Raw genomic sequence first — 13,745 nt, 5'->3', positions numbered from 1 at the left:
AGCCTGTTTTGATCTTATTCCAATTACCCGATCATATGAGAGGAGTGGCAGGTCATTTTTATGGTCAACTATCGGAAATGGCTTCTTTTGTCAGGTGTGTCCCTTTTCTTCATCTCTGTCTCCCTCTCCGTTTATTTCGGTCTGAAAGCGCTTCAATATGACAACAAGCTGACCCAGTTGGAAAGTTCCTCAAAACAAACCTATCATTTTGTCTTGATTCCCGAGGAAATGGACAATGATTATTGGCGGCTTGTCGAAGAAGGAGCAAGAGAAGCCGAGAAAGACCTGAATGTAACACTGGAATACAGCGGCCCCGTACAGGCGGACATCGAAGAGCATATCAAAAAAATTGACATGGCCATTGCGTCCAAAGTGGACGGGATTATCACACAAGGTTTAAATGAAAACCAGTTTAAACCGATGATTAACAAAGCCATCGCGAAAGGGATTCCCGTGATAACCATCGATACAGACGCACCAAACAGCAAGCGGATCGCTTATGTAGGAACGGATAATTATCTTTCCGGATTTCTTGCCGGTCAAGCACTGATTAAAGATACAAAAGGAAAAGCGGTTGTCGGGATCATTACGGGGCATTTTGCGGCTGAACATCAACGGCTGCGTGTACAGGGATTTCGCGATGCCGTAAAAAATGAGCCCGGAATTAAAATTGTCGCGATTGAAGAATCAAACATTACCAGAATTGAAGCGGCTGAAAAAGCGGGCAAAATACTTGCCGAACATCCGGAAGTAACCGCATTCTACGGCACGAGCGCCCTCGATGCGATCGGCATCGCCCAGGTAGTGGAGCGGATGGGAATTGCCGAAGATATGTATATTATCGGTTTTGATACTCTCCCCGAAACACTCGAACTCCTCAAAAAAGGAACGATCGAGGCGACTGTTGTTCAGAAACCGTACGAAATGGGATATAAAGCGGTGCAACTGATGCTCGATATTAAGAACGGAAAAACGATCTCCCCCGTTCACCACACGGAGACCCGAGTGATTCATAAAGAAGATTTGCCCCTGAAACAGGAGTCACTCCAACGGAGCGTGTCCCGGCCATGATTCGCATACGGACGAAAATGATCGCTTATTCCATGATTCTTGTCTTTCTTCTGAACAGCATCGCCTTCTTTTTGTACCATAACAGCCAGAAATCGATCGATCAATATAATGGGATCTTGCAGAGATTTTTTCTCTTAAACGAAATTTCGCAACGAACAGGCAATGTCTATCGATCATTAAACGCTTATTTGATCGAAAGATCCCCGGAGCATTTCCTCCGGTACCAACAGGAACGTCAAGAGCTGGTTGTTCAACAATCCCGCTTAAAACACACCCTCATGCAACAAAATATCACGGTAAAAAACTATCAAAACTTAATTACCAGCTTTCTCGAAGAATGCACGGCCGTGGTGAAATATTTTGAGAAACAGCAGCTCCCCGCCTATTCTTCTCACCTGGCGGAAGCGTCAAAAATCTCCCGCTTTATCCAGGAAACCACATTAACATTGATTGACGGCGAATTGACCAACTACAGGGCTTTTTACCGCGACATGAATCAACAACAGGAATACTTCCGGGCAATGGGGATCGCGGTGTTTGCGTCCACAATCCTGTTCAGCATTCTGTTTGCACTCTGGTTTTCAAGCGGCATTACCAAACCGATCACTCTTCTCTCCAAGGCGGCAAAAGAAATTTCGCTCGGACATCTCGGCGGCGAAGAGGTGCGGGTGTCAACCAATGACGAACTTCGCTTTCTTACCGAGACATTTAATCGCATGCGCTTCAACATCCGCTGTCTGGTTGAGGAAATAAAAAAGAAATCAGAGTTGGACAAGCTGATCAAAGAAATGGAATTAAAAAACCTTCAAAACCAGATCAACCCCCATTTTTTGTTCAATACACTGAATACGGTTTCGAAAATGGCTTATATTGAAGGGGCTGAAAAAACGAGCGATTTGATTGATTCGGTTTCAGCCATTTTGCGGTATCATCTCGGTGATCTCGACAAACCTTCGACTTTACATGAGGAAGTCAAAGTGGTGGAAGAGTATTTTTTCATTCAAAAAACGAGATTCGGAGATCGCATTAATTTTAAAACCAACGTCGAGCCGGACTGTCTCTCCCTCCCCGTTCCCAGCTTAACGTTGCAGCCGCTTGTCGAAAATGCGTTTATTCATGGCATCGAGTCCTATGAATCCGGCGCGATGCTCATGCTCAACATCTTTTACAAACATGGGCGGATCATCGTTGAAGTGTCAGATAACGGAGTGGGCATGGATGAGGAGACAAAGCGCCGGCTCCTGAACAAGGAAGAAGATCACGGAGCAGGTGAAGCCGGAAGGAAACGGAGCGGACATTCGACAGGAATTGGCCTGAAAAATGTGATCAAACGCCTTGAATTGTTTTATGACCAGGAGAACCTGGTAGAAATCGAATCCGAACCCGGCAAAGGAACAATCGTAAGATTAATCCTCCCTGCTGAGCGGGAAAAGGAGGTTGCCGAAAGGGATCATGTTTAAAATTCTGATCGCCGATGATGAAGCAGTGGAAAGACAAGCGTTAAAAATGCTCATTTCGAGCAGGGTGATAGATGCAGAGGTCGTCGGGGAAGCCGAAAACGGGCGCAGAGCCATTGAACTGGCCAAAGAGCTGAAACCGGATTTGATCATGATGGATATCAAGATGCCGGGAATTGACGGGGTTGAAGCCGTGAAAGAAATTAAACAGCTTCATCCGCAGACAAAGTTTATTATGGTCTCAGCCTTTGACACGTTTGAATATGCCAGACAGGTGATGCAACAGGGAGTGAAAGAATATCTGCTGAAGCCGTCCCGAAAAAGTGAAATCATCCGGGCAGTGGAACGAACGCTCGCAGAGATGAAGCGGGAAAGAGAGGAGAAAGAGGAACAGGACAGCCTCCGGAAAAAGCTGCAGCAGGCATTAGGGTTGATCCAATCGGGGCTGGTTCCGCGCGAGCCTGCCAGCACGGATCCACCGGTTTTCCTGTGTGATGACCCGAAGGTTCAATCGATGATGAACAAGGCGAAACAGTTTATTGATGATCATTATATGAAAGGTGTGTCTCTGGAAGATGTTGCCGGGCATGTCGGCTTAAGTCCCTACTATTTCAGCAAGCTGTTTAAAGAATGGTTCCAGGTCACGTTTACTGATTACTTGACGGGAATCAGAATTGAAAAAGCGAAACAGATGATCCTTCACTCCGATTGCAGTTTAAAAGAGATCTGTTTTAACGTCGGTTACAGAGATCCCAATTATTTCAGCCGCGTGTTTAAAAAAATGACCGGATTTTCCCCGAGCGAGTACAGAAAGGCTTTCTTCCCCCGGATGGACAACCGGATGGGCTGAAGCGAGAATTGCGTTTCAGACCGCAAAAAAGTGAAGATAATCGCAACAAAGTGAAGGTGATTCTTATTTTTTGGCCCAATGTTCATGATATATTGGGAATTGAAAGGGTTTTCAATTTAAAAAGGGGGGAACGATCTTGAATCGAAAATGGTCCGTCATACTCTCATTCTTACTCGTCTTTTCGTCTGCTTTAATCGGATGCAATTCCTCTTCAGGGCAAGATGCGAAAGAGACGAAACTGGAAATTTTCAGCTGGTGGACGGGTGCCGGTGAGGAAGCAGGTTTGAATGCACTCCTCGATCTGTTTAAAAAGAAGTATCCGGACATCGAAGTTGAAAATGCGGCTGTCGCCGGCGGTGCGGGAACCAACGCCAAAGCGGTGCTGGCAAGCCGGATGCAGGGGAACGACCCGCCCTCCACTTTTCAGGTTCACGGCGGTGCCGAATTAAATGATAGCTGGGTGGCTGCCGGGAAAATGGAGCCGCTCAATGACCTGTATGAAAAAGAAGGCTGGAACGACAAATTTCCGAAAGAATTGATTGAACTCGTCAGCAAAGACGGAAAGATCTATTCCGTACCGGTGAATATCCACAGGGGAAATGTCCTCTGGTACAACAAAAAAATCTTTGATCAAAACGGCCTGCAACCGCCCAAAACCTTCGAAGAGTTTTTCAAGGTTGCCGAAGCGCTGAAAGCCAAAGGCATCACGCCGCTTGCCCTTGGCGATAAAGAGCCCTGGACGGCCACCCACCTGTTTGAAACCGTCCTGCTCGGATCGCTGGGTCCGGAAGATTACAAAAAACTTTGGACAGGCGAACTGGCATTTGATGATCCCAAAGTCAAAGGGGCAGTCGAAACATTAAAAAAAATGCTGTCTTATGCCAATAAAGACCACAGCTCCCGCAACTGGCAGGATGCCTCACAGCTCGTAGCCAAGGGCGAGGCAGCGATGAACGTGATGGGGGATTGGGCCAAAGGTTACTTTACCAATGACCTCAAATTAAAAGTGAATCAGGATTTCGGTTGGGTCCCCACTCCCGGAACCGAAGGCTCGTTCATGGTGATTACAGATACCTTCGGTTTGCCCAAAGGGGTTAAAAATGCGGAGGATGTCAAGAAATTCCTTTCCCTGTTAGGTTCTGTCGAAGGACAAGACGCATTTAACCCGTTAAAAGGCTCCATTCCGGCGCGAACCGATGCAGATTCATCCAAATATGACGAATACGGAAAGCAAACCATGCAGGAATTTAAGGAAGCCAAGTTGACGCCGAGCCTTGCTCACGGATCTGCTGCTCCGGAGGGTTTTGTCACAAAAGTGAATCAGGCGGTCAACATCTTCGTGACCCAGCAAAATGTTGACCAGTTCATCGATTCCTTAAAAGCTGCTTCCAGCGAACTGAAAAAATAGTCATCATGCCGGGGACGAGAGCAATCTCTTCCCCGATTTAACATTTTGGGGGGAGGCGGATGGCAATGAACAATGGAATAACAACTCCTTCGGCACAACAGTTGAACGATGGCAAAGCTGTTGCCGCAACAAACAAAAAACGGGGCATTACAACGGATCGGTTATTATCCGTTTTATTTATCCTGCCTTCGATCATTCTCATCGCCATTTTCGTTTACGGATTTATCGGCTGGACGGGTTATGTTTCCTTAAGCAACTGGAATTCACTCGTTCCCGATCTCTCTTTTGCCGGTTTAAAGAACTACGTCTTTCTGTTTCAGGATTTTCGTTTCCAGGCCGACTTGAGAAACACGTTGTTTTTTACCTTGCTCTTTATCGCGATCGTTTTGATTCTGGGCCTCTTGATCGCGGTTTTGCTCGATCAACACATCCGGGCAGAGTCACTGTTCCGCAACATCTTCTTTTTCCCCATGGCTTTATCTTTCGTGGTAACCGGAGTCGTGTGGCAATGGCTGTTCAACCCCTCCACAGGTGTAAACTTGTTCTTAAAAAAGTTTGGCCTGGAGCCGATGTGGTACACTAGCGTGACCGTCATTCCCGGTGTGGAATGGGGAAAAATCCAATTCGGGATTCCTGTCGCCATCCTCGCTGTGGTCATTGCGGCAGTCTGGCAAATGACAGGATTTTCGGTGGCCATGTATTTGGCCGGCCTGCGCGGGATTTCCGATGAGCTTCGCGAAGCGGCACGAATCGACGGGGCCAGTGAGTTTCAGGTTTATACGAAGATCATCTTTCCCCTGCTCATGCCCGTTACCGTCAGCGTCATTATTATCATGGCGCATATCTCCCTGAAAATTTTCGATCTGATTTACGCGATGACGGGACCTGGAGCCAACTTTGTTACGGATGTTCCGGGCGTGTATATGTTTGAAACGACGTTCCGCGGCAACTATTACGCCAACGGGGCCGCCATTGCGATCATCATGTTGCTTTCGGTGGCGATTTTCATCGTGCCGTATTTGATTTCAAGCAGAAAGAGGGAGGCATCATGACTGCGAGAGCGTTTACCCGTCCGCTTTTATACCTCATCTTAACCGGGCTCAGCTTGTTCTTTCTCATGCCCGTTTATGTCTTGCTGGTCACAAGCCTGAAGCCGCTCGATCAAGTTACACTGGCGCAAATGTGGGATTTGCCGAAGACGATTGACTTTTCGAGTTACGGAGAAGCATTTACCAAACTGGCTCCCCATTTTGTGAACACCCTCTACCTGGTCGTGCCGGCAACACTTCTCTCCGCACTGCTGGGTTCCTTAAACGGATACGTGCTCTCCAAGTGGCGGTTCAAGGGATCCGATTGGGTGTTTACAGGACTGTTGTTCGGCATGTTTATTCCGTACCAGAGCATTTTGATCCCGCTCATCCAGTTTTTAAGAGATATTAACCTGTATAACAGCATCCCCGGGCTCATCCTTGTCCATGTGGTGTATGGCATCCCGATTACAACTCTGATGTTCCGCAACTTTTATGCAAGCATTCCGAAGGAAATGATCGAGTCAGCGCAGATCGATGGAGCCGGGATATTTAAAATCTATCAGCATATCATGATCCCCCTCTCGATCACCGGTTTTGTCGTCGTGGGCATCTGGCAGTTTACGAATATCTGGAATGAGTTCCTGTTTGCCGTTACGATTACGACATCCGAACAGCAGCCGATCATGGTCGCTCTGCAAAATCTCTCGGGAAGCCAGATCGTCGAATGGAACGTACAAATGGCCGGTGCCCTTCTGGCAGCCCTTCCGACACTTCTCGTATACATGTTTCTCGGAAAGTTTTTCGTGCGGGGATTGTTGGCGGGTTCGGTGAAGGGATAAACAGGCAGTGCCCCTCTCAGAGATGAGGGGCTTTTTTCATGAAAGCCTGAATTCGCCACTAATATCAATATTCAAAAAATGGACACATCTCTATTCTCCTTATTTAAAAGAAAATAGTTACAATAAGTATTGTAATGTTTCTGAAATGTAGATGATATTCAAACGAAATATAACTCAATATTCGAAAGAGAGGGGATTGTAAGATGGCCATCTATTACGGCAAATATGAAATGAACGAAAGCCAAACGGCTAACGCCATGACTTGGTTAAAGCCCGGGGATGAAGTCCATTTGGTTAGTCGATTGGGAAAGAACATGAAATTTACCGTCAAACAAACGTTTGAGTACAAGGACAAAATTGTCTATGTGACCGATCATTTTGGAATTGTGTATGCCAATGAGTTGAGAAAGGTTCCGAGACCTGCCTGGAAAAATCAACCTTCTGCCCCATCTGCCGCAGTCGTCAACAGCTGATCGAAGCCGGGAGATGAACGGATGATGGTGATCAATGGCGGACTGGACATTTGCCGGTCCGCCGTTCTGCGTTTCTTGCACATATTCCCTAGCGAATGCATCGTTTCCTGAATTCATCGCAAATGTATTTGTCACCGGCGGCAGTTGATAGCCACTCTCCACAAGTCCCCGCACGTCCCAGACCACCCGCCTTCACAGAAAACGGTGATTACAAGTTTGTAGCCCAAGCCTTCGGGCACAGATGAATCAGTCCATTGATAAAAAGCTAAAAAAATGGTTCACTGGTAAAGAGAAATAATCCTGACAGGAATGCGGGGCCGTGTATCGTGTTTGAATGTTGAGCCGGCACGAACCGGCTTGGCCTGTCGTTCAGCACATATGTGGGGTCTAGATGTTGCTAGACAAAGGAGAATAGGAAAATGAGTATGGAGTTAAACGAAGAAACGGCTCTCAACCCGGACCCTGGCCGGACAGAATCGGGAATGCGCGTACTGGTGGCGACCGCTGTTCCTGCTGAGAGGGACGCCGTACTGCGCGGACTTCACGGTTCCGGCAAGTTTGATGTCCTGGTGACGGGTGTCGGCCCTGTCGCAGCCGCAGCCAGCACAGCGAAGGCGTTGGCAGCTGCCGAGTATGATTTGGTCGTGATCGCCGGAATCGCCGGGGGCTTTGCCGACCGGGCTGAAGTGGGTTCGCTGGTGGTGGCAAATGAAATCGTTGGAGCCGATCTGGGAGCAGAAACCCCGGAAGGGTTCCGCAGCCTGGACGAACTTGGCTTCGGCCGTACACGCATCCCGGTCGACCCCGGACTGGTAACCCGGATCACCGAGGCGCTGCACAGAGCCGGACTGCCGGTCATAACCGGGCCTGTACTTACTGTATCGACCGTGACGGGTACCGCCGCCACCGCGCTGGAACTGGTTTCGAGGGTCCCTGGAGCGGTTGCTGAGGGGATGGAAGGTTATGGCGTGGCCCTCGCGGCCCGTGACCGGGGTGTGCCAGTAATGGAGATCCGTGCGGTCTCGAATGCAGTCGGCCCGCGCGACCGTGCCTCATGGCGCATCGAAGAGGCGCTCTTTAGACTGGAAGAAGCCGGCAAAGTATTATGGGAGGTGTTCAGATGAGGATTGCCTTTTCTCCGTGCCCCAACGACACTTTTGTCTTCCACGCCTGGGTACACGGGCTTCTGCCGGGTGCACCGGAGCTTGACGTTACGTACGCAGACATCGACATTACCAACAACCTCGCCACCCGCCCCGACGGCCCGGAAGTGCTTAAGATTTCTTATGCGGCCCTGCCGTGGGTCCTGTCCGAATACGCATTGCTTCCATGCGGAGGAGCGTTGGGACGAGGCTGCGGGCCACTCGTACTGACAAAAAACAGCGCATCCGAAACCAGGGATCCAGCCGTGTTGTCCGGCCGGCGGGTGGCTGTACCCAGCGAGCGATCGACCGCCTATCTGTTGTTCCGGCTGTGGGCAGCCCAGAACGTGCCGGGTGGCGTGGGTGAGATTATCGTTCTGCCGTTTCATGAGATCATGCCAGCAGTACGGGATGGGGCGGTTGATGCCGGGCTGGTGATCCACGAGGCACGCTTCACTTACCCCTCGTACGGGCTAAGCCTCCTGACAGACTTAGGCAGCTGGTGGGAATCCGATACCGGCCTGCCGATTCCGCTGGGGGCGATCATCGCACATCGATCACTGGATCTTGAGGCGATCGCCGGCTGGGTTCGCTCATCGGTCGAATATGCGTGGGCCCACCCGGAGGCATCCCGGGAGTACGTGCTACACCACGCTCAAGAATTGTCCCCTGAGGTTGCACAAGCCCATATCGATCTCTACGTAAATGAATTTACCGCAAATCTGGGTGAAGAAGGCTATGCGGCCGTCACCGCCCTGCTCAGCCGGGCCGCACAGGAAGGGCTCGTTCCGGAGGTGGATTTGGCCAAACTGCGCTGACACCACCCGCCAAAAGGAAAGAACACCGCTTCATATCTTCAGAAGGGCGATCACCGGCACCATGCCCTCCTCCCTTCAGATATTCCTCTTTTTTCAATATCACTTCCATCCTGGGTTTTAACGAAATAAGGAGAAAAGAATCCGAGATTCCTTTCTCCTTTTCATATATTTATTTTAGTTTGAACTTGTGTAGGCTCCTTCGTTAACTGGTGTCTCAAAAAAGTACCGGCCAATTCCTTACGGATCGCTCATACCAAGCGTTGCCTGACTGTCAGGTTCAAAGGAACAGGAGTGAATTTATGAAAAAGCCGCTTTACGTCTATAGCCTCTTTGGAATCCTCACATTATTCGTATTAGCCATGACAACACGAATTTTTATAGTGGATTTGTTTTTATACATATCCATTCTTGTATTACTCCCCATTGGTCTGCATCTGACAGATCAAATGAGCAAATGGATCAGACTGTTGACCCTTGTCTATCCAATTGCCGCAGGAAGTTCTGTTATTTCCCATTGGTATCCCATATTTTCTTGGGGATGGTGTGCATTCACGATATTATTAGCACTATATGGACTCACACGTTTCATCAAACAAGGCGGGATGTATATGGAAGAAAGTATGATCCATTTCGCATGGATGTACATAGCCATTGGTGGAATGTGGTTTGTCGCCCATGCATACAACGATCCACTCATGGGTTTTGATTCTTTGATTGTTGTATTAACCGCGAATCATTTTCATTATGCATCCTTATTTCCTCTTTTGTTCCATGGGCTCCTTGGCCGTGAATTAAAAACACAAGGCCAAATGTTGACACCACTTTATAAGATAGCCGGAGTCATTATGCTTGTGATGCCGCTTTTTATCGCTATTGGTATCACCTTTGCAAGATGGATGGAAATCGTGGGTGCGGTATTCTTTGCATTTTCCCTTATCATTTACGCCTTTTTTGTATGGAAGACCACCTTTTCAACAAAACAGGTGGTGACGAAATTACTATTGGTTGTTTCATCTCTTTCAGCTGTTATGACGATTATATTATCCGTCATTTACGCATTCGGCCGGTGGCAAGGGTACGAAACGATTTCCATTCCAACAATGGTTGTGACCCACGGTATGGTTAATGTGTTTGGTTTTTCGGTTCTTGGCATGATCGGTTATATGATGCTGACAAATAAAAATCACGTCCCTATTTCTTCCATCCCTTTTTCAAATATAAAAGGGACATTTCCCATTGGAAGACACTTTTTTCAAGGTACCATTGATGAGGGCGCTACTGTTTTACCGACCGGAATGGTTGACTCCATGGACATGTTTACATCCACTTCCTTTGATCCCAAAGTCATTCACCCGCTCATCCGATCTTTTTACGAGAACACTATGATGTTTGAACTGGACGTTACCCCTCATTGGCATCCTATTCTTTATCCTTTTGCCAAATTATACAAAAAATTGTCTCATCGCATGGAACAACTGAATTTTCCCATTTCGTCAGATACTAGAAAAGTAGAAGTCGAGAGTACGATTTTGCCATTAAAAGATGAAATCGATGGCAGAGACAACGTCAGAGCATGGATCCGTACTGAAAAAGCAACGAAAAAAGCCTTTTATGTAGCCGCCTATTCCACACATACAAATAATCAGACAGGCGAGCGTTACTATAACATCTTTTTTCCATTGCCATTTGGGGGCATGACAAGTGTGTTACGTATTGCACACTTCCAAGATGGAGGCGTTCATTTGACATCTCTATCACATACAAAGCATGCGACCGAACAGCAAGGTGTTTACGGGCGGATCGGTTCATGGCATATCAGGCTGCCCATTAATGAAACCATTGACGTATGGGTAGAGGATAATGTAATTAAAGCGTGTCATCATAGCTGGTTATTTGGTTTTTGTTGCTTAACACTGGATTATGAGATTAGAAGATTATCAAAGTAGTTCATAGTTAACTTGAAGTACTTTTTGGTTCTCCGGAAAATCCTCAACAAGCAAATTTTTATCAACAAAGAAACCGCTCCCCTTACATGAAGCGTTTTTCATGCAAAGAAGTGGTTTCTTTTTTAAGAAAAAAGTCTGAGTGCGATTTTTCAGTGAAAGCGATCAAAATTGTCCCTGTAAGCAATCAATCTCTTTGATCTTTTCTTAGCTTCTGTAGTACCCGAACATTTTCTTGATACGGGCTTTCCGTAAAAATCTCGATCCTTACTTTCTTCCTTAGCCTTTGTTACATTTGCATCTGGATTTTTCTTCATGATCTCATTCTCAACCAGATCAGAAAAGAACACCGAATATGATTGAGCTTACTATTAGATGAGTCGCTTGTATCCCTTCCTTGTCTTTGATGATCTGGAAAATAGACATGGTACGAAAACCAGTTTATATGATACAAAGCAAGTAGGTTTTTTATTTGCTATATGTATATTTTGTAATATTATGAACTCAGGGGCGACTTATACAATATTTGATAAGTGGGGGAGTTTAGATGATTGTTGTGTATTTAATAGCTGGGTTATCAAGCATTCTATTTATATTATTAACACTCTTATCACTGTTCGTATCAATATATCCAAAAGCAATTAACAAGCTTCTCCGTCAAATCAAACCTGACTGGAGCAGAATTTCCATCAGAAGAAAACATGCTCTTCTTTCGGCTCTGTTATTTTTCATCTTAACTGCTTTTTCGGGTGCTCTGCTTGCGGCAACAGACCCAAACCGCAATCATCAACAAGCGATCAGTAATCAGAAAGGGAAACAGATGAAAGCAGAACAAATACGACCAGACCAAAATAAAGTCAGGAAAATTACTGAGGGTCAAATACCAAAAGCTCCTCAAGATATAGAAGGGATTCTGCAGGCGCCTCCAGGTAAAATACAATACAATCTTGATTATGATAAGGACCCGTATCTTTCTGCTTTTAACAGGGAGATTCAACCCTACATTGATGCAATGCCTTCTTCCATGACAAGTGAGCAAGCATTTGACCGTTTAATATATTACCTAGGGTATGATTGGAAGTCTGTTCTTCATACTATTGATCAATTTGATTATCATGCCTATATTAGTCCCTATTCCCTTAACATGAAAATAAAACCCAGGAAAGTGACGAATCTTAGAGAGAATACGAATTATTTTTTTATTGTAGATGCAGGTAAAGCATTTTCGAGGAAGAAAAACGAACTTCGAAATGAGTTTGATCTATTTAAAATCAAATTTGATCAATACTTCAAACAGGGTATAGAAGAACCTTTTTATAAACCAACCGGAGATATAAAAGTATACTTACGTACCTATGGGGCTGAAAACGATCAGTATTCTCCCTTGTCTCCTTTAAAATCATCTGACCTTAAAAATAAGCTGAATTTAGTAAAACCAGGGAATCAAGTAGGTTCCATGTCTGTTGCGCTAAAACAGCTAAAAAAGGATCTATCCAACGTTCAAGGCAAAAATACAATCAATCTTGTTTATATTTTCACCAGTGGAGAAGATACTTTTAGAGACTCACCTGAGATGATTGCCAAGGAATTAAATTTGTCTGATCAGCAAGCATTTATTAATGTTGTGAATGTGAATGTTAATGAAGAGAATCATCCGATTGCGGATTATAACAAGGATTTAAAATTCAAAAAGATAGCAGCAATAGGGCAAGGGCGATATTTTGATACTGTTGTAAATATCGTGAATGGTCATTATAGATTTCTTACTACAGGTACTTCCTATGAGGATACAGTTTTAGATCTGTATCGTGATTATATACTTCAGATCTACACGAGATACTTGCATGATATAACTGGTTTTACAGTAGAGCCTTATGATTATGATATAGCCCACTCTAAGAGGGACTATACTTTTTATAATAATTCACGTGAGCATGATATTCTAAAAGTAGCTGCAAATAAGTTATTTGATAGTAAAAAGATTGATCAAGTAGAGCTTCAACTTCTGGAGCACATGATTGAAAAAAGGGACGATTTAATCAAAAAACATCTCGGAAACCATTTCGATAAAAAAATGGAGATGATGGTTGACGAATTTAACAAGTTAGAACAACAATAGAAATCCCTTTATCGTACCATCGTATTGATGTAACATGGCTTTGCTTGAAAAGTAGCCTCGAATGTCGTACAAATCCAAATGTAACTAAGACCAAATTGATTGATATATGAGGCGGACCTGATGGTCCGCTTTACTTTTTATAGGAGGCATCAGAGAAATGTTGATGAGGAAAGGCCTTCTAGATAGGATTTTTTCAAGCTGGCAGCATCCTATATATCATGTTCTTACAAGTCCATGCCATTCAATGGATTATACTTCTCATTCTGCTGTGTGATCCCTGTAAGCATTTAAAGATTTTTCGCTCTGCTTCATTCTTCTGTAGTAAGCAAGCATCTTTTTAATGTGAGCTTCTGTAAAAACTTCAATGACAAGCTCTTCCTTAGCCCTGTTTACCTTTTTTAGCCGGATTCCTGTGTTCGTGGAAGCAGCATTATTTCCTATTCTTCTGGCAACTCACAAAAAATGACTTGATCAATTGTGTTGTCACATCTTCTGCATGAATAACCTCACGCTATATAAAACTCCCTAAACGCCCTTAGCGTAAGTTTATAATTATCTAAAGTTGCCTCGGCCCAGATTGGAGTACTTTTTGTC

At 45.5% G+C, this 13,745-nt stretch carries 11 protein-coding genes; all 11 read left to right on the top strand.

Annotation, left to right across the window (positions count from 1 at the left end; all coding sequences use genetic code 11):
- Positions 1-60 precede the first annotated feature (60 nt).
- The 11 genes from BMW55_RS07395 (at position 61) to BMW55_RS07345 (ending at position 13,151) form a co-directional block, all read left to right on the top strand.
- Positions 61-1,071 (top strand): sugar-binding protein, encoded by a 1,011-nt coding sequence (locus tag BMW55_RS07395; RefSeq protein ID WP_089966849.1) that lies wholly within the window; start codon positions 61-63, stop codon positions 1,069-1,071.
- Positions 1,068-2,531: a sensor histidine kinase gene (locus BMW55_RS07390; RefSeq protein ID WP_342027742.1), complete on the top strand. Its 1,464-nt coding sequence runs from the start codon at positions 1,068-1,070 to the stop codon at positions 2,529-2,531. Before BMW55_RS07395 ends, BMW55_RS07390 begins: the two co-directional genes overlap by 4 nt.
- Positions 2,509-3,378 carry a response regulator transcription factor gene (locus BMW55_RS07385; RefSeq protein WP_244527478.1) on the top strand — a complete coding sequence of 290 codons (870 nt, stop codon included), beginning with the start codon at positions 2,509-2,511 and terminating at the stop codon, positions 3,376-3,378. The genes BMW55_RS07390 and BMW55_RS07385 overlap by 23 nt, the downstream gene beginning before the upstream one ends.
- A gap of 157 nt (positions 3,379-3,535) precedes the next feature.
- A complete protein-coding gene (locus tag BMW55_RS07380) occupies positions 3,536-4,786 on the top strand; it encodes an ABC transporter substrate-binding protein (RefSeq protein WP_089967003.1) in 1,251 nt (416 codons plus the stop codon).
- A 65-nt stretch (positions 4,787-4,851) separates the two neighbouring features.
- A complete protein-coding gene (locus BMW55_RS07375) occupies positions 4,852-5,838 on the top strand; it encodes a carbohydrate ABC transporter permease (RefSeq protein WP_089966846.1) in 987 nt (328 codons plus the stop codon).
- Positions 5,835-6,656, top strand: coding sequence for a carbohydrate ABC transporter permease (locus tag BMW55_RS07370; RefSeq protein ID WP_089966844.1), 822 nt, complete (start codon positions 5,835-5,837; stop codon positions 6,654-6,656). Before BMW55_RS07375 ends, BMW55_RS07370 begins: the two co-directional genes overlap by 4 nt.
- A gap of 203 nt (positions 6,657-6,859) precedes the next feature.
- Positions 6,860-7,129, top strand: coding sequence for a hypothetical protein (locus BMW55_RS07365; protein WP_089966842.1), 270 nt, complete (start codon positions 6,860-6,862; stop codon positions 7,127-7,129).
- Positions 7,130-7,554: 425 nt separating this feature from the next.
- A complete protein-coding gene (locus BMW55_RS07360; RefSeq protein WP_244527484.1) occupies positions 7,555-8,253 on the top strand; it encodes a futalosine hydrolase in 699 nt (232 codons plus the stop codon).
- Positions 8,250-9,089: a 1,4-dihydroxy-6-naphtoate synthase gene (locus tag BMW55_RS07355; protein ID WP_089966837.1), complete on the top strand. Its 840-nt coding sequence runs from the start codon at positions 8,250-8,252 to the stop codon at positions 9,087-9,089. The genes BMW55_RS07360 and BMW55_RS07355 overlap by 4 nt, the downstream gene beginning before the upstream one ends.
- Positions 9,090-9,388: 299 nt before the next feature.
- Positions 9,389-11,035 carry a YndJ family protein gene (locus BMW55_RS07350; protein ID WP_089966835.1) on the top strand — a complete coding sequence of 549 codons (1,647 nt, stop codon included), beginning with the start codon at positions 9,389-9,391 and terminating at the stop codon, positions 11,033-11,035.
- A gap of 544 nt (positions 11,036-11,579) precedes the next feature.
- Complete coding sequence (locus BMW55_RS07345) at positions 11,580-13,151, top strand: hypothetical protein (RefSeq protein ID WP_089966833.1); 1,572 nt, start codon at positions 11,580-11,582, stop codon at positions 13,149-13,151.
- Positions 13,152-13,745 lie beyond the last annotated feature (594 nt).

Source organism: Lihuaxuella thermophila (assembly GCF_900110165.1).
Taxonomy (GTDB): domain Bacteria; phylum Bacillota; class Bacilli; order Thermoactinomycetales; family Thermoactinomycetaceae; genus Lihuaxuella; species Lihuaxuella thermophila.
Note: the sequence above shows the minus strand (reverse complement) of the source record. Positions and strands in the feature narration are given on the sequence as shown.